We start from the raw sequence: 18,619 nt of genomic DNA, 5'->3' as shown, positions 1-18,619 counted from the left end.
GCCAGAGTGCGCGCTCCGAATCGGCGAGGAAAGCCCCGATGTCCGACACCGTCGTCTTGGGCTGGGTGGACTCGATCCATCCCGCCCCCAAGGTTCCGCGGCCGCTCGGGTGCCCGGCGGTGCCGGGCGCGGGCGGATTGCCGGTCCCTGTCCAGAGGAACTGGGAGTAGCGCCGGTACGTCTGGCCGCCGCGTTGAACCGGGGTGCCTTCGAGACGGAAGAAATAGCCGTATTCCGGGTGGTTGTTCTGGAAGTCGATCAAGGCGGCATCGTGATGACCTCCGGAGACGCCGTTGTCCCGGAACTGAGCCGGGGCGGACCTGGGCACGGCGGCATGGGGCTCGGGAAACATCAGATGGGCGACGGATTCGGGAGCGAACGCGGTGGGTCCGACGCCTCCCGGGCCGAAGGATCCGCCGTGCGCGCCCAGGACCGTCGCGGAAGGGCGCAACCGCATGTCGCCCAGGAACTGCTCCCACTGCTCCATCACCTGCTGCCGCACAGCGGTTGGCACCCGGGCCAGGCGGTGGGGATCGGAAGCGGCCTGTCGGAGGACCGTCATCTTCTGGTCGAGATTGACGGCTTCATCGAGCGCCATGTAGCCCTGAAGTCGGGCGATGCTGGCATCATGGGCGGGAATCTCCGTGTCGAGGCGTCCGAGTTCGGCGGCCTCGTCGGCCGAACGATTGGCAACGGGCTTGGCCCGGATCTGAGCCGCCCGACGGTTGGCCTGGAATCGGCGCGCATGGAGTTCGAAAAGGGCGCCTGCCGTGGCCCGGTCGTCGGCGGTGACGGGCGCGTGCGCGGCGGCGCCGCGACGGAACAGGCTGTTGTCCATTTCGGCCGCGATTTCGGCCCTCGTGGCGGTTGGGCGGCTGTGGAGAATGCCCGCGATCTCATCCAGTTCATCTCCGAGGTTTATTTCGGCATTCGGTTTGGGCAGGCGGTTGTCGAGGTAGATCGTGGCCGTCCAGTCCCCGCCCACGGTGGCTGGCGGTTCGAGCTGCAGGCGGGCCGCGCCCGCCTGGCTGTCGCCCCCTCCGGTTGGCCGGTGAGCCGGGGTGTCCGGAAGCGTGCCGGTGACCACCACCCGGATCTCGACGGACTGAGGGCCGTTCGCGCTGGGCACCACCATCTGGTAGTGGTTTTCCCCCAGCCGCGTCAGGGCGCCGCCGTGGGATCGGAACTGCCCCGGCCGGGCCATGCCCGTCAGGATTTCGTCCACCCGCTTTGGACCGAGGGCGCCGACGGTGGCTCCGGACGCGTCGGTCCGGACGTTGGTCAGGGGGTGGACGTCGGGCCCGTGAGCGGCGCCGGTGGGTGGGGGCTCCGGGGCGGTGCCGGCGAGCCGGGCGGGGGCTGGCATGTCCACCCCGGCGCGGACGACCAGCCCACTGCCGTCGATGGCGTCATCGATGGAGATGTGGGGGTTGGAACGGAAACTGCCGCCGAAGGCATCGCGGGCGCTGACTACGGTGAGCGACCCCTGGATCAGCAACTGTCCGAGGAGCATGGACGCGATCATGCCGGCGTTCTGGTTGTCACCGGACAACCGGGAGAGTTGTCGTGCCGCGTCGCCGGTCATCACGATCAGAGTGACGATGTCGGCCGCGGTCGCGGAGCGGTTCAGGAAGAGGTAGCGGGCATTCGTGCCCAGGCGGGCCATGGCTCCGACCCGGGCGGCGCGGGCGAGGATGGTGGCCGAGCCCGCGGTGGCGACCGAGGCGACGAGTTGCAGGGCGTTCAGGGCGAAGCGGGTGGCGGTCAGCCGGCCCCGTTCATAGACCTGCACGGTATCGGCGATGGCGGCGCCGGCGGTGATGGCCGATCCGGCGGCGACCATATAACCCCCTGCCGCCGCGACGGCCGGGGTGGCGGCGCCGGCGGTCATGACGATGGCCCCGGTCACCGCCAGGGCGATGCCGATGACCACCAGCCAGTCGAGGAAGTCCATGGACCCGACGACATCGATGGTTCGTCTCGGGCGACCTGGCGGCTGGATGTAGAGGCGACCGTCGGGGAGTCGCTCATCGTCCTCGGAAAGCTGCCGGATCAAGTCATCGATGGCGGCATTCCGATCGGTGGCGTTGACATCGTACTCGGACGTCTCCTCGGGGTTGGAGATGTCGCGGAGGGTCCACTCACGCGCGCCTTCGCGAAAGAGCCAGAGGTTGAGCGGCATTGCCAGGATGCCTCCCGTGCTCATGGGACTGGTGGGCAGCAATCCCCGGTGGAGATAGGCCGACTTGGGATGGAATATGGCGGGGATTCGGACCGGAGGGACGGTGGATCGGCGAGCGAGGTTCTCGACCTCCTGCTCGCTCCGGAGGCCGAACTGGAGGCTCTTGTACAGTTCATGGTCGCTGCCGCCCCCAGTCTCGATCCTGGCCAGCACCCAGGTGTCGAAGGCGCGCGACAGGGCATCCACGGCGGTTCGGATCGAGGCGACCCGGGTGCTTCCGGCGACGGCGCGGACGTGGGCGATGGGCCCCGACAGGGCGCCCACCTCGGACTCGAAGCCGTCGAGGGCGGTGGTGATCTCCGCCTGGGTCGTGGACGGCGGCTGGCCCTGTTCCAGGAGGGCGACGCGCTGAAGAACGGCGATGGAGACGTCGGTCCACCGGTCCACCACCGCCTGGGTGATGAAACCCGCGGTGGCGGCCCGCTGCCGGACGTCGGCCCGATGGAGGTGCCAGGCCAGTCGTTCCTCCTCCACGGTGCGGGCGCCGCTCGACAGGTCGGCGGGAACCGCGGACTCGGAGTCCGCCTCGAAGGACGGGGCACGGACGGTGATGGTCCGCCGCACTTCCACCGGCGGGTGGCTGGGGCCGATCCGAACATGGGCCGTGAGGTGGTAGTCCCCGACGGACATGAAGTGGACGGTGAAATTGCCGGTGCGGGCATGGAGCGCCGCGGGTCTCACACCCCGACTGCCCGAGCCGGACGGCGGGGGCATGTCCACCATCACCGAGAGGAGCCTGGGCCAGCCCAATCCCTGGTGGATCACCATGTCCCCTTCGCGCACCTGGTGGTCGTTCAGGCCGGCGGACGTGTTGGCGGCGACGGCGACGGACTTGTGCATGCCGGCCAGGAAGTCGTGGGTTTCCTGAATGACGACCAGGCGCAGGTGCTGGGTGGCGAGAAACTCGGCGATCTCCTCCTGCGAGGGCGGATCAGGTCCGCCGCAGCGGGACAGCCGGAGTCCAGTTCCGCGAGCCGGCCTGGCAACCTCCCCATCCCTGCCCCAGAGCCTGGCGACGGCGGTGAGGGCAGCCTGATCGGCATCCTCTTCGAGGGACTGGTAGGCCGGGTCGTCACCGGAGGGAGTGACGCGGTTGCCCGGGGCTTGTCGCTGTTGCAGGACATGGGCGATCTCATGCGCGAGAAGGGCGTCGCCGGCGAGGGTCCCGGGCTGGTATTCACCCGGGGCGAAGGCGATCTTGTCACCCACGGTGAAGGCCCGGGCGTCGAGTCCGCGGGTCAGGTTTGCGGCGCGGGCATCTGTGTGGACACGCACGTCGCCCAGGTCGATGCCGAACGCCCCGCCGAGACGGGAGGCGACGCTGCTGTCCAGGGGGTGTCCCCGGTTCAACTGGGCGTGTACCGCGGCGGGATCGGCGGCGGGGGGGCTCGATCCGGGTTCCGGCTTGAATTGAAGGCCGACGAGACCGGCGAGATCACCGGAAAGCAGCGCCGCCACCGATGGAATGCTGGAGGGCAGCCCGGTGATCTCCCCGGTTCTCGCCCAATGGATGGCCGATGCCTCGACTCGGCTGACGATGGCGGGAACGTAGTCGCGAGCGGAGGTCGCCTCGGCGAGTTCCGGTGCGAACTGGCGGAGGGATGCTTCGAGGTATCCGGCGGACTGGCGGCGGAGAAAGCGAAACACCGTGGCCAGGTAGGGGCAGTTCTCGGAACTCCGGCCCACCTCGGCCAGGATGGGATGGATGGCGGCGCAGATCGCCTGTTCCACCTCGTCGAGAAACTCGGTCTTGCGCGACTGGCCGGAGGCGGGGGGCTCGGCGTTGTCGGGAACGAGGAGGACCCCGGCGGCGGACGGGTCGGCGGGTGCTGGATCATCGCCCGATCGTTGAATCAAGCGTCCCGGCGCCTGTCGGGTAACGCCCGCCGCGGGTGGGGCGATGGCCAGGGCGTCCCAGTTCGGATTGCTGGCCGCTCCCGGGTTCGCCCCGTGTGCCGGGCTGGCGCCTTGTGCGGCAACCTCTTTGGTAGCGGCCTTTTTGGACTGCCTGGACGGGGTCATGGGGCGCCTGGCCGGGGAGGGGCTTTCCGCCTGGGGGCGGGGAGATCAGGTCCGGGTTCCGTTGCCGGAGGAGAAATACCAGGGTGGGTTGGGCGATTGAGGTCGCGTGGGGGACGCCTGTGGGACCGGGTCCGCAACGCGCGATTCGGGGACTTCAATGGATTCGGTTGCGGGTCCCTCCGGCCCGGGGAGCGGGGGGGTGTCCGCCTCGTGTTGGAGTCGCCGGAGGACGGCGCCGTGCAGGTTGTCAGCCAGGTTGGCGGGGGCCTCGGTGTCGGTGCCGAGGCCCGGCGGTGCGGCGAGAAGGAGGTGGAGATAGCCGCCCTGGGAGATCCGGGCCGACAGGGGCAGGAGTTGAGGAAAGGCAGCGGCGGCGATCCGGCACAGGAGGGGAATCCCGTTCGCCCGGCCGGGCAGGCCGAGCGAGAGGTGGTATTCCCGGTACGGGCCGATGGCGCGGGAGGAACAGGCCAGGGTGGCGCCCCGGGAGGTGGTGTGGGAGGACGGTTGGAGGGGGTTGGTGTGGGCATCCGGGGCGAAGGCGGCGCGGGCGACATTTCGCATCTCCTGAACGTGCTCGGAGGCCATCAGAAGGGCGTGGGGGTTCCGCCGGTGTTGATGGACCAGCACGGCGGCGAGGGTGATCAGCAGGGCGAATCCGATCGCCACGGTGGTCGCGGACGGACTTCCCATGCCCAAGCCAAGGGCCAGTCCGGCCTCCGCGAGGCCCATCCAGCGCGCCTGGGATAGACCGAGGAAGTGGGGACGCGGATCCCCGCGGATCCCCTCGAGACCAAACCGCATGATGGCATAGGCGAGCAGGAACCAGGCGAACACGCGGCCAGGCACCGCAAAGGGGAGGGCGATGAATCCGGCGAGGCCGATGAGCACCAGTCCGAGCCCTTCCAGGGCCGGTGCCGGGAACAACCGGACCCCGACCAGGTGCGGTGGGAACCCGTCCGCAGCGCAGGACTCGGGATAGGCAATGCCCAGGGAGGAGGGTTGTCCGTGGCAGCATCCGACCAGCGTGCAACCGACCCGGCCCATGGCGAGGAAGGGGCAGAGGGCGACGCTGATGAGATCGAGATAGGGCAGGAGCGGCTGGTTCAGGAGGTGGAGGGCCAGCGCGTTGCAGGCGAAGGCGAACCAGACGTGTTCGAGCAGGACCAGTTCCTCGCGGCCGGTGATCCACTTGCGCAGGTAGGTGTAGGCGAAGAAGGAGAGTCCGCTGACCAGCGCGACGGCGGCCAGGATGACCAGCGACCTTCCCGTCAGCAGTCCGCCCGCGAAGAGGGTCAGGAGGGCCAGGTAGAAGCCCACGATGCCGCAGGTGCGAAAGGCGGGCACCGGCCGGTGGAAGCGGCCGGTCCGGGTTCGCGGAAGCGTGTCGAGAAAGGCGTTGAGGGCATGGATGCCCCGGAACGCGCCTCGCTGCGGTGTCGGGCCGGAACTCATGGTCCGCTCCAGGAAAGCCTCGTGTCACGTCCCTCCTTCACGATGGCCCGGCGTTCGGTCGCGGCGGTGGCGGAAGCTTCCCTGGGAGGTCGATGCGATCGGTCGCGCGCGGGCTTTGTGGGAAGGGGCGCCATGAGAGGTTGACGGAAGGCGACATCGCCCGGGGCTTCAGCCTTCGTTGATCTCGAGGTAGAGGATGTCGTCGAAGTCGTCCGGGGCGAAGCCGGCCCGAAGGAGGAATACGCGGTCCCGCTCCCGCAGGGACTCCACCACCCGCCGAGGGTTCGCCGGGGCGGGGCGACCCGACGAGGTCACCGCCTGGAGGACGGCGGCGAGGCGCGTGGCGGCACCCGGGTCGGGCGGGCCTCCGGGGATGGCCAGGGTGACGCCCCGGATCGGGGCGCGGTCGATCGATCCCAGGGACGCGATGAACTGGGTCAGTGCGTTTCCCTGCGGCACATCGTTGGCGAACTCCATGGGCGCGTTCGGCGGCCGGTTCTCCGGGTCCACGAAATGGATCCCGTTGTCCCATGGGGTGTAGAGGAGGAGGGCATTGCGGCGGGTGACGGCGTCGAGGACCACGGTGGCGATCACCGCGATGCCGTCGTGGCCGGGTTCGGCAAAGCCATCGGGGACGCGTTCCGCGGACAGGTAGGCGGGGGTCTCCGCGACCGGGGTGACGGAACCGACGACTTCGACGACCGCCTCGAGGCGACGCAGGGCGAGCGATTCCCCCTCGGCGGCGGCGAGGCCGCGACTGGCGATGACGCCGCCCTCGATGCGGCCGGCGTCCGTTCCCATGGCGGTCCGCCAGGCGGCTTCGAGCATCGAGGGCGGGGTTTCGACGGCGTGGATGCCGGCGGCGAACTCGACCTGGCGAACCGGTTTCAGGTCGAAGCGTCGCAGCGATTCGCCGCCCTGACCCATCGCCTCGGCGAGATGCGCGACCTGGAGGTTTCCCGGCAGTTGGGCGCGGTACAGGAGGTAGGTCCGTGTCTGGACCCTCGGGGTGGGGCTCTCCACCCGACATTGCTTTTCGCGGCGCCGATGAAAGAGCACCCAGTCGAGGGTGGCGACAATCCCCAGGTCCGTCGTCGGCGGAGTGGGGGCCGGGAACAGGCGGCGGGCGGCGAGATCGGAGAAGCGTGCGGATCCCAGCGCGGACCCGATGCGGTGGATGGCTCCGATGGCGGACACGTGGGCCGGGTGGGTCGGGTCGATGACCTCGGGCCGGAGGAGTTGCCGGGCAAGGAACGCCTCGCGCCTTTCGGGCGCGGTATCGGCCAGCAGTTCGGTCAGGACCTGCTTCACGGCGAGATCCTGCTGGGACGGCGAACTGCCCGTTGCGCGGAGGGCGGCGTCCAGTCGAACCTGGAGCGTCCGCATGGCCAGGGCCGGCAGCGGACGGACGGCGACGGTGCCGACGACCCCGGCCTGGGTGACGGAACTCCATTCGCGAAGGACCTCCAATCCGGAGATGAGCGGGGCGAGGATCGAGGGTTCGGGGAGATCGATCCGGACGCCGGGACCGTGCGGACCCTGGGATTGCACCACGACCGGGCGTTCGGTGAGGAAGAGGCTTCCGGCCTGCGGGCGTTCGCCGGCGGTGACGGCCGAGAAGGTCAGCGTTCCGGAAAGGACGGTCCGAATCTCGCGAGCCTCGGAAGGGCCGGGCCGGGTTGCGGTGCCCTCCACCTGGAGGTTCCCGACGAACGAGGCGTGGACCAGAGTGCCGCTTGAACGGGAGGCCGGGGGCTCCTCGGTGCGCGGTTCGGGGACCAGCAGGAGATGGCTTTCGGCCCGAACGGCCACCGAGCCTCCGACGCCGGTCCCGAAGGGATCCCGGCCGAGGTCCAGGGTCATCCAGAGGAAGGCGCGCACCTGGCTTCGGAGATTGAGATTCGTGGTGTCGGACGAAGGGTCGGTTGATCCTCCCGGAGAGAAGGGAGCGGTCGATCCGGCGTAGCTGAAGGCGAGGGCGCCATCGGGTTCCCAGTCGGTGCGGGCGACACCGGTTGGAAACCCGACCACCGGGGCGCTCGACGGATCGCGGGTCAGTTCCCGGACGTGATCCTGGATCCGGGCCAGCCGTTCCAGCACCGGATTGGGGTCGGAGGTTCCTGGGGGTCGGGACTCGCGCCCATGGAGAGCGGCATACGCCGAGGCGAGGATCCCCAGCGTCGCCAGCCTCACGTTCAATCGCATGTCGTAGAAGCGGCCGCGTTCGACGCGGTCCGGCACGACCTGTCCGTAGGGCACGAGGATATCGACCTCCTGCCTGCGGGTGGGATGGTCGAGCCCGGTGAGCAGGGAGATTCGTTCGAGGTGCTGGGCCTCCTCCAGGGCGTGGGCGACGTAGTCGGGGCGGACGATGCAGAAGCGCAGATCGACACCCTCGCCGAGGAGGCGACGGACCTGCTGGTTGACGGTGAGGGTGGAACCTGGGACGACGGGCAGGTAGCCGGCACTGGGCAGTTCGACGATGCCGCCGTCGATGAGGATCCGGTCCGAGGGCAGGGCCTCGAAGGCCGCGGTGGCCTGGGTGAGGCGGGTTTCGAAATCGGCGAGCTGGGTCAGGCTTGCGGGGGACAGCGTGTTGTCCGCGAGGGCCCGGTCCCGGACGGTCCTCGACATGCGCATCAGGCGCGCGGTGATCTCGGAGTGGAACGTCCGGAGGACATCGAGATGGACGTTCGCCTCCCGGACCAGGGCCCGGGCCTCGCGGCACGGATCGCCCGGCGCCTCGCCTCCCGGGGTTCGACTCAAGGCCACATTCAGCTGGCACTGGAACTGGAGGATGTGGGCGAGGAAGACATCCCAGGGCCGCATCGCCATGCGCCATTGCCAGTAACGGCGGGCCGGGGTGTCGATGCGCTCGCGGCGCACGGTCCAGAGGTCGAGGAACTGGATCGCCGTTCCGACCCGGCCGACGACGGCGATGGGGATTTCGGTGCCGGACTCCGGCACGGCGCCGCGGCACCAGGCATCCGATTCGAGGCCGGCCTTGGAGATCAGGCTGGCCACCCGGCGGCGTTCGTCCTCGAAGCAGGCGGAGGCGACGCGGGACCGCCAGTGGGTGAGGGTGAGTCCGATGCCCGAGGTGGGCAGCGGGACCGGGAGGATCAGGGGCCGGGCGCGCACGACGATGCCTTCCAGTCGAAACGGGCGGTCGGTGCTGGTGATGCAGGCCTCCTGGCAGAGCTTGCCGTACACGTCCTCCTCCCCGCAGAGCGCCTCGGCGTGGGCGATGGTGATGAGGTACAGGTCTCCCGTACCCGGAGTCTGCGAGGGTGGTGTCTCCGCGGCGGCGATGCAGTCGCCGAAACCGGCGGGACGGGTGCCGGTCGCCGTCGGGCGCGGGGTCTGGCCCAGCCGGGTCTTCTCGATGAGTTCCGCCAGGGCGACGCGGGTGCCGACGGGCAGGAGGAGCACGCGCCCCTCCGGGTCGATGGCGAGGCCGGGGGCGATCTCGAGTTCGCCCTGCGGTCGGGAGGTCACCTCGAAGCCGTGGGCGATTCCGTGGCCGCCTGCGCGATTCGACAGCTCGACCAGGGAACGGAGGTAGCGCTGTTCGGCGCTCAGGTCGGCGGCCCGGAGGAACTTCCCGTCGAAATAATTGAGGCGCGCGAGCGGGGTTCGGGTGGGGATGACGGTGATCCCGTTCTCGCTGCCGACGAGGACAATGGGGCTGGAAGGGGAGGTCGTGGTGAACGTCGTCATGGTCAGCTCCGGTGATGGTCGTGGGTGAAGTCCTGTCCGCGGTTGAAGGGAACGAGTGCGGCATCCAGGACCGGCGCGGGCCCGGAGCCGCGAATGAGGAGGCGCACCAACACGGTGCCGGCGGGAAGCCCCCCGGAGAACCCGAGCGTGACGGTGCGATCATCGGCATCGAGGTCCGCGGAATCGATCGGAACCACGGTCCAGCCGTCATCCGGATGATACGCCGTCAACGAGAACCCGGCTTCCTGGACGCTGGGTTCCGCCAGGGCCGAACTGGCTTCGAAGACGAGCGTGTTGGCGACCTCGTCGATTTCGACCGAGTCCGGAATCACCACCGCGCCGGGAGCCGACGCAGTGCCGTGGCCGCCGAGCAGATCCTGGAGAGCGGAGGTCGCGACATGAGCGGGTCGGACGGTGACATCCACGGCATCCACCCCGAGGGCCCACGACGATTCCTCCTTCGTCAGCGCGATCCCGTGCAGGTTCGCCAGGACCACCGGATACTCGTCCTCCTCGGGGGGGCGCAGGTCGATTCCGTCGAGGGCGGCAAAGCGACGGAAGGACGCCGCGTTACGCGGGGCGAGGACGACTTCCAGATCGTCGGCCACGATGGCGCCGTCCTCGTCACGTTCGGGTTCGTCGAGACCGAACAGGAGACGCAACCGGCGGTAGGGGCGCCGTTCCGGAAGGGATTCGCCCCCGGGGTTGAAGGGATCGGGCCAGAGGCCGGGACGCAGCAGGATCTCGACGGTCTCGCAGGCCCGCGAATAGGCGGTGGCGGTCCCGGCGTTCTCGCAGGGTTGGGACATGGCGGGGACCTGGCGGGTCAGGCAGGTCTTGAACCGGATGACGACGTGGGCGTCGAAGAGAACCCCGCCGTCCGCGGGATCCCCATCGAACCAGCCGGTATCGTCGGGCTTCCGCCTGAGCCGGTCCTCGAACCAGGCCGCCACATTGAGGCAGGCATCGGCATCCAGATGGATCTCGCGACCGAGGGCGTCGAGCGCCAGTCCTGGAAGGACCCGGATTTCGCCGCGGTCGGGATCGGCCTGCACATTGAAACCCCAGATCACACCCTCGCGATGGAGCCAGGCGGAGTGCAGCCACATTTTGCCGCGGTGGTAGGCCTGCTCGGTTTCGAGATCGGAGACCCCGAGGAGCATGCCGAAGTGGTAATGCAGGGAGCAGTAGGGCGACGGAATGCGGTCGCCGGACTCCCGGGACACACAGGACTTCACATCAGGGGTGTCGGACATGGATTTCCTTTCGCGTGGTCGGCGTCATGGAGGGTCGTGGGGTGCCGGCGGGGAGGCCGGGGAAGGCCTTGCCGGACTTCTCGTATTCGCGCCGGAGGGCCTGAAGCAGGTGGGCGCGGGTGATCCTGCCGCCGTCGGAGGCGGCGAGGAAGGCGGCGGCCACGGCGGCATTCCGGATGAAGCCGCCCACCACCGGGTACAGGGCGGCGAACTCGGCGAGGTTCACCTCGGGGTCCAGGAGGGTTTCGTCCGGGACGTGACAACGCCAGAGGCGGTGTCGTTCGTCGCGGTCGGGTTCGTCGAACTCGACCACGAACTCGAGGCGCCGGAGAAAGGCGGGATCGATGTTCTGGCGAAGGTTGGTGGCCAGGATGGCGAGGCCCTCGAACCGTTCGAGTCGCGCCAGCAGGTACGCGGTCTCCAGGTTCGCGTAGCGATCGTGGGCGTCCGAGACCTCGGTGCGCCTTCCAAACAGCGCGTCCGCCTCGTCGAAGAACAACACCGCCTGGGCCCTTTCGGCGGTGTCGAACACCGCGGCGAGGTTCTTCTCGGTCTCGCCGATCCACTTCGACACCACACGCGATATGTCCACGAACAACACGTCCACCCGAAGGCTCCCCGCCACGACCTCCGCCGACAGCGTCTTGCCGGTGCCAGGCGGACCGGAGAACAGCATCCGCACGCCGCGCGCCCCGGGTCGTCCCCGAAGGAAGCCCCAGTCGTCGAGAACCTTCGCCTGCAACTCCAACCGGGCGATTGCGGCGCGCAGTTGCGCCTCGCGATCCCGGGACAGCACCAGGTGATCCCAGGTCGCTGTCGGCCGGATCAACTTCACGCCGCCGCCCAGCATGACGGTCGCCCGGGCGCGGACGGCATCGGCAACGTCCCCGAGGTGGGGCGCCCGTTGGTCGGGCCGATCGAGGCATGCCAGGTCGGCGGCGACCTCCGCCGCGGCCGACGGTTCGACCGCGTACCGCGCCGCCAGGTTGGGGGCCAGTTCCGACAGGGCGGGCAAGGTCCCGCGCCACATGGCCCGACGCGCCGTCGGGGACAACCGCTCGACCGGCAGGGCCATCAGGGGACGGATCCCGCGAAGGGTCACGGCACCGGTCCGGCCCGCCAGGACGATCCCGTCCGGGTAGTCGTCCACCTGCGGTGTCTCCGGTGCGCCCTGACCCTCGGGGGCGGGCATGCGCAGGACCAGGAGCGCGCTGCGAAGGAGGGCGTGCAGTTTCAGACAGCGCCAGCGCTCCGGTTCCAGGAGGGTTGGAAGCACCATGCCCGCCGGGGTGCGTTCCGTGGACCGCGCCAACGCCAGGGCGCGATGGTAGGCGACGTCCTCGCTGTCGGCAGTGACCAGGATCGTGCAGGGGCGCCGGGACAGGAGCGCCTGTCGCGCCTGGGTTGCCCGTTCCGACGCGAGCCAATCCTGAAGACCATGGGCCGGTCCGTCGGTGGCGGGAGTTCCGGCGAATGCAGGCCAGACATCGCAGCCGTGCAGGGCCGGCCACAGGGCGTCGGGCAGTTCGAGGGAACGCTCGAAGAACGGGCACTCGCCGGTCGCGCGAACGGCACCCTGCCGCACCAGGGGTGCCTCATGGAACCAGGAGAGAAAGGCGGAGCGCCGTGCGCCCCCAAAGAGCTGGGCCGCCAGGCCAAGGGTTGGGCGGGGTTCCCCACGGGGATGCAGCGTACGCAGCACCGCGGCGTACCCTTCGTGTTCCTCCGCCATGCCGGAGAAGACCAGGAGATCCCTTTCGGAAGGGGACGCCTTCAGCGCCTTCGTGAGATGGTCCAGGGGTTCGTCGCCTTCCGACGAGGGATCCGCCCCGGCAGGCACCAATCCCGCGCCGGATCTGAGGAAGGCGACGTTCTGGGCCAGGGCGCCTTCGGCCCGCGGAAAGGCCACCTCGAGGAACCCGGCGAGGCGTCCGGCGAGGCGGGCGACCTCCTGACTGAGGCGCTCACTCATAGACAAACCTCATCACGACTCCGAGCCAGGGGAGGTAGCCCGGATCGAGGTCCAGTCCCACCCGTCGCAGATCGGTGGAGACGTCCCTCATCCGGAATCGCACCTCGATCCAGCCCGGATCGGCGACGATCTCCGCCGTTCTCAAACAGACCGTCTTCAGCACCGGTTCGGATCCCGATGCCGCGGGTGGCAGGTGACGTTCCAGTTCAGCGGTCACCTCGCTGGCCAGCGTTTCGAGACGCGCGGTGTCCGAGGCCTCCAGGGTCTCCTCCTCCGGCCATGGCGTGCCGGGCGACAACCCGGCGAAGGCCAGCACCGCCGGATCCTCCCGGATCTCCCCGCCCTCGAACCCGAGTTCCGCCACCAACCGGAGCCCCAGTCGATAGAGCACCTCGCGAATCCCGAGCGCAGGGAACTCCTCCTCGAGCCGTCCAGGAATCCCGACGGCCGGCAGGAGGTTCAAGAGGAAGAGCAGACCCCCGAAGCGGGTGTGGCCCCGCCGGCGCGGATCCTCCGCACGGGGATCGACCGGCTGGTCGGCGTTCTTGGGTTGTGGAGTCGAGGCGTCCGCGCGGTGCTTCGGAGCGGCGCTTGGATCGGCCGGTCTCCCTGGGTTCGGGGCGGTCCGATCCCACCCGGAAGACGGTTCAGGTCGAGCCGGCATTGTCCCGGCGGGGGCGGGTCGATCCTTCGCTGAGACGGGATGCGGACCTCCCCCGGGCCTCGCCGTCATCCGCCGCAACAATCGCGCCCAGGCCTCGGGTGGACGGGCGACCCAGCCGGGATCCGCTTCGAGCACGGCGAGGGCGGCCCAGCCGGATTCACCCGGGGAGGCGACGCGGTGGATGGGGACGGCGTTCGCGATCCGGGAATCGCGGAGGATGCGGGTCGCGATGGGGTCAGTCGGGTTGGTGGCCGGGGATGGGGACACCGCGACGGGTTCGTCGGCGGGACGGGATGCCGCGGCGCCCGTCAGGTCCTTCCAGGTCAGGGGCAGTCCGTTGAACTCGAGTGCGGCGGCCGCAAGGCTCAGCCAGTGGCTGCCTTCCAGTCGAAGGGCCAGCGTCTCCAGCCGGTGCGTCCCGGCGAGCCACCGCAGGATGGGAACGATCAGGCCTGGTTCGCGCACCAGGGTTCTCACCCATTCCCGAACGGCCTCGGCGTCGGAGACGGCGTCGCCCGTGCGCCAGAGGTCCAGTTGACGCCAGGCCCATGCGCGACGGCGGTCGCCGTGGACCGCCTGAGCGGCGATCTCGATCAGGGCATGTTCTCTCGAGGGATAACGGACGACCTCGATCGCGGGTGCGCCGGCCGTTGTGGAACGAGGTCCTGAAACGGTGGGTGCCGACCGGATCGCCGACGCCAGGGCCTCGCCCCAGACGGCCGCCAGGGCCAGGTCCGAACGGTCCAGCCGAAGGCGCACCGGGACATGGAGATGCCGGATGCAGAGTTCCTCCCGGGGCGCCAGGGGGAAGCCGGCGAGAGCGGTGTCCAGCGCCTCGCCGAGGGCCGAACCCAGGATGCCATCCAGGCGACGCCGTTCCCCGGCCCGGCGTCCGGGCAGCCGGTACCGGGCATGGAAGCGATGGATGCGGAGGGCGTGCATGGGGATTCAGCCGATTCGCATGTCGTGGCCGACGCGGCTCCCGCCGGGCACCACCCCCGGACCGGGCCGCCCCAGGACGCTGTCGCGTCCCAGTCTGGAGCGGTCGAGTTGGGTCGGCTGGAAGCCGCTGGTCCGGCCGACGATGGAGGTCAGTGCCACGTGCAGGCCGCGTCCGACCCGCATGCCGGCTCCGACGGTGCAGAGATCGAACACCGTATGGGCGGGACGATGCACGGTGAGCAGGTGCTCCGCCGCCGCCTGCAATTCCGCCGTCAGGAGGCGCGGGATCACCACCGTGAACCGGTGGGCATGGGTGGCGAACATGTCCTCGACCGAACCGTCGATCACGGTCCCGGTCGTCTCCCCCACGGCGCCGCCGATGCGAAAGCCGGCGCCCAGGACCGAGTTGGCCGCCAGGGCCGATCCGCTGCCGACAAGGGCGCCGCCATGGCCGCGCAGACGGAACTTCTCGATGAGAATGACCGGTTCGCCGAGGCCGATCTCGAGGAACCGCCGCAACCCGGGAACGGTCCCGCGAAAGCGGAACAGCCAGACCGCCTCCTCGATCCATTGCCGGCGCACCGGGACGGGCCAGCGCGGGTCGAGGATCAACCCGACAAACCCGGCCAGCCACGGCAGGAACTCCTCGGGCGCACTCCATGGGTCCAGCAGCGCGTGACGGGCCACGGCGCGGGCTTCCCAATCCGACAGCGCCCCCTCGAACATCGCCAGGTACCGCCTGAGGAAGTCCTCCCGCGCCGGTTCCCGCGAGAAGACCCGGGGCAGGCGGCGCAACAGGTCGTGCGAGGGATACTCGGCCCGCAGGGCGCGGAAGCGCGGCGTGACCCGGGTGTTGCCCTCCAACCGGAGGGTCACCCAGAGGTACCTTCCTGGCCCGGCCAGGATCGGCGCCTCGTAGGTCACGAACGGATCGTCCCCGGCCAGAGGGGACCACGGGAGTTCCCGCCCGCTCGCGCGCCGGTGCAACCCGGCCTGGAAGTCGCCGTCGCGCCCCGGCAGCAACGCCAGCGGCGGCATGGGCGGCGACAGATCCGGGCGCCGGATCTCCACGGTCACGGTGTTCACCGGGTGCGTTCGCACCAGGCAGGGTTTCCCGGGCGGTTCGTCGGCGGTCGCGCAATGCACCCGGATCCGGGTGTCGGCCGGAATGCAGGCGTCCAGGAACAGCCTTCCCCACGCTGTCCGGTACTCGCCGCTGTCCAGGCGGAAGGTCGTCACCTGCCCGCTGGCCCGGTACTTCACCCGGGCCGCCAGGGCATGACGAAACCCGCGCTCCGTCCAGAACCCGATCCGGCCGTCCGGCGTCCGGACGATCCCCCGCCCGTCGTACCCGCGCGCCGCCAGGGGCGTGAGGGAGTCCATGGTGGTGCCCTCGACGCGGAAGGTGAGGAAGTCGTCGCCGGGATGGCGGGCGACCACGAGGACTTGGTCGGACAGGAACTCCAGATCGGTGGCTCGCGGGATGGCCAGCGGGGGGCGGGACCCGGCCAGCAACCGGGCGTCGTCCGTTCCCGCCTGTTCGAGCACCCAGACCTCTCCGGTGGCGGAGACCGTCAACCGGGTGCGCCCCTGAAACGGACCCAGGTCCGTCACAACGCGCGGCGCGGCGCGGGCTTCGACGATCGCGACCCGGGAAGGCGCCTCGAGCAGGACCCACAGGCGAGGCCCCAGAGCGGCGAGGTCCACGGGTCGGCCGGGGAAGGGAAGGGCTTCGAGGATCCGCCGGCTCCACAGGTCGGCCACCAGCACCCTTCCGGCCCCGGCTTCCGCCACCCACAGGCGCTCACTGGCATCGACGGCGAGAGCCAGCGGTTCCAGCAGGGTCCCGGGGGAACCCGGCGCCGATCGGAACTCGCCCAGCGCCTCGTCGGTGGCGGTGGCGAAGACTTCCATCGGCGGCGCGGACGGGCGGGCCGCCCAGAGCCAGCGCTCCACCCGCCCCTCCTCCGGGACACTGCGGAACAGCCGGCAATGGGCGTCGAAGGCCAGCCCGGCCCCGACGGGCGGCAGTTCGCCTCCGGCATCGACGCGCGGGGCCCCGGTCCATCCCAACTGGACCACCTCGCCGATCAGCGCGGTGTCGCGGTGGGCGGCGCGGCGCCACTGGTCCTCGGTCCTGACCAGGGCGAACGGGCGTGGAGGGCGGCTCAACATTCGTCGCGCAGAACGGGAATGGGCACCGGGACGGTGTCCGTGGGGGGCGGGGAAAGCGGCGTTCCCGCCTCGAAGGTCAACGGGCCCTCGACCACCGCGATCCCGGTCAACTCCGGCACCTCATGGTTCCGGAGGATCACCGTGCCCGGCTGCCAGGTTGCCGTGGTCGCATCCCAGCCGGCCACCTTGAGGTCCTCGAGGTACTCGACGCCCTCGACCTGGAGCGCGGCCGCCTCGAGTTCGGGACCATGCACCCGCCGGCCCAGCGGCCAGCCCTGACCCTCGGGACCATACGGCGGCAGCGGCGCGAGGTATCGGCGCAGGATCAGTTCAACCCAGCGCCGCACCGCCTCGGCGCCGTAGCCGTCCTTGACCTTCAGTCCGACCGCCACCGACACCTTCCGGTAGGTGGGCGGCACGACGTAGAGTTCCGTGGTGACCAGCCGCCGGCCGTCGAGCCACTGGCACACGGCGTGGATCAGGTTCCGGTCAGGACGCGGTGCGGTGGGATGCCTCCGATCCTCCGCCGGCCAGACCACCACCGTCACCACGCCCGGCCGTCCTTCGCTCAGGGTCGGCGGATGGAACAACGGCAGACACTCGGCACGACCGACGGCGGCGCCCGGGGTGGCGAGGGCCAGTTCCTGGAAGTCCCCCTGGGTGACGGCCCGGTCGCGGCGCCGGAGTTCGCCGGGGATGCGGTCGAGGGCGGCCTCGATGGATTCGCCATCGGCTCCGCCGTAGGCCGCCATGGGGTTGGCCGGTTTGACCGAGGGCTGGCTGGTGAGCTTGTCGATGGATTGGGCGCCGACGTTGCCCGCCGCGCCGCCGCCGTACCGGTACGACAACGCCCGGATCCGTTGACCGATCTGGGGCGCCTGACCCCGCAGTCCGTTGCCGAACCGGACCTTGCCGGCCTGGAGGTCCACCACGAAATGCCGGTCCTCCGGGCCGCTGGCATGGAACCCGTCGATCTCGGTCCAGCTCTTCCACACGCCGGCCTCCTCGACCTCGAGGCGGAGGCTCCCGGCGATGACCGGCTTGTGCAGGAGCGCGTATTCCTGATCGGGTTGGGCGGTCCCCGTCCCCAGCACCTGCAACCGCGCCGCCTGTTGCTGGACCGCCTCGGTCGCATTGACGGACACCAGCCGGACCTTCCCGAACCGCCCGGCCTCCTCGGTGCGCCGGTAGGCCCGCAGCCAGAAGAGCACCCGCGCCTCGGTGTCGTCATCGAGCGAGGGCGGACGCGTCCGGGTTCCCAGCAGATCGGCATCCCCGGCCGGAATGGGGCCGAAGTCGGCGGCGTCCGGGAGTCGCAGGCGGACGACCCCTTCGCGGGTCAGGCCCCGCGTCGAGTCCCCCGCCACCGTCAACGGGGCATAGTGCGGCGAGCCGTCGCCGGCCAGGGTTCCCCGGGAGATCTCCCACTCGACGGCGGGCGACGTCGCGCCCGGGCCGGTTCCCGGGCATGGCCCCACCTCGTTCATCCCGGGCATGGCGATGTCGGGGACGAACCCGATGTTGAGAAGTCCCTTGGCGAGCGCGTGCGTCGAGGCGTCCCGGGATTCCGGGTCGCGGGCCAGCACCGCGATCCAGAGGATGCCGTCCACGGTGGCGTCGAAATCGACCGGGGGCAGCGAATCGTCGTCGGAGACCACCCCGTTCCGGTAGTACACCGCCTCCTCGTCCTCGCGCAGGCCGCCCGCCGCGTCGAGGGCCCGCAGGGTGAACTCATGGACCTCCGGTTCCAGGGCGGGATCGGGCGCGGCGGTGCGCACGCGGCCCACGGTCACCGAGGACACCGGCCAGACGTGGGTTTCGGTCTGGATCTCGAATCCGATGGCGCCGGCCCTGGCCTCGGACCCGGCCTCGACGAGGACGCCTTCCGCCGCATCGGTGTCGAGGACGAGCATCGAGCGGGACGACTGGGCGGCGCGGCGGGGAATGCGGAGGAGACGGAGGAACTCGAGGCGTGTGGCCTCGGGAATCTGGTTGAAGCGGTAGAGCAGGTTTTCGCCGAGGAAGGCGAACAGTTCGATGAGGGCGATGCCGGGATCGCTGGCGTTGTGGTGGGTCCATTCCGGGGCGTACACCGGGATGCGCCGCACCAGTTCGTCGCGCAGTTGCGCGTAGGACCGGTCATCGAGGATGGGGGCGGGAAACGACATGGC

General features: G+C 70.2%; 7 protein-coding genes and 1 pseudogene. All 8 read right to left on the bottom strand.

Features of this window, described 5'->3' with window-relative positions; all coding sequences use genetic code 11:
- Window positions 1-3,352 precede the first annotated feature (3,352 nt).
- The 8 genes and pseudogenes from KF833_04370 to KF833_04335 all read right to left on the bottom strand — a co-directional run bounded on the left by KF833_04370 (window position 3,353) and on the right by KF833_04335 (window position 18,616).
- Window positions 3,353-4,264 (bottom strand): annotated as a pseudogene (locus KF833_04370) (DUF4157 domain-containing protein).
- A 45-nt stretch (window positions 4,265-4,309) separates the two neighbouring features.
- Window positions 4,310-5,719, bottom strand: coding sequence for a prolipoprotein diacylglyceryl transferase (locus tag KF833_04365; protein MBX3744521.1), 1,410 nt, complete (start codon window positions 5,717-5,719; stop codon window positions 4,310-4,312).
- Between the two features lie 168 nt (window positions 5,720-5,887).
- A complete protein-coding gene (locus KF833_04360) occupies window positions 5,888-9,439 on the bottom strand; it encodes a hypothetical protein (protein ID MBX3744520.1) in 3,552 nt (1,183 codons plus the stop codon).
- Window positions 9,440-9,441: 2 nt separating this feature from the next.
- Window positions 9,442-10,695, bottom strand: a complete 1,254-nt coding sequence (locus KF833_04355) for a hypothetical protein (protein ID MBX3744519.1) — start codon at window positions 10,693-10,695, stop codon at window positions 9,442-9,444.
- Complete coding sequence (locus KF833_04350; GenBank protein MBX3744518.1) at window positions 10,679-12,667, bottom strand: ATP-binding protein; 1,989 nt, start codon at window positions 12,665-12,667, stop codon at window positions 10,679-10,681. The genes KF833_04355 and KF833_04350 overlap by 17 nt, the downstream gene beginning before the upstream one ends.
- Window positions 12,660-14,273 (bottom strand): hypothetical protein, encoded by a 1,614-nt coding sequence (locus tag KF833_04345; GenBank protein ID MBX3744517.1) that lies wholly within the window; start codon window positions 14,271-14,273, stop codon window positions 12,660-12,662. The genes KF833_04350 and KF833_04345 overlap by 8 nt, the downstream gene beginning before the upstream one ends.
- A gap of 6 nt (window positions 14,274-14,279) precedes the next feature.
- On the bottom strand, window positions 14,280-16,448 hold the full coding sequence (locus KF833_04340) for a hypothetical protein (protein ID MBX3744516.1): 2,169 nt from the start codon (window positions 16,446-16,448) through the stop codon (window positions 14,280-14,282).
- A complete protein-coding gene (locus tag KF833_04335) occupies window positions 16,442-18,616 on the bottom strand; it encodes a putative baseplate assembly protein (GenBank protein MBX3744515.1) in 2,175 nt (724 codons plus the stop codon). Before KF833_04335 ends, KF833_04340 begins: the two co-directional genes overlap by 7 nt.
- Window positions 18,617-18,619: the final 3 nt, after the last annotated feature.

It is taken from the genome of Verrucomicrobiia bacterium (genome assembly GCA_019634625.1).
Lineage (GTDB): Bacteria > Verrucomicrobiota > Verrucomicrobiia > Limisphaerales > CAIMTB01 > CAIMTB01.
The sequence above is the reverse complement of the archived record's forward strand: the minus strand, read 5'-3'. Positions and strand labels throughout refer to the sequence as shown.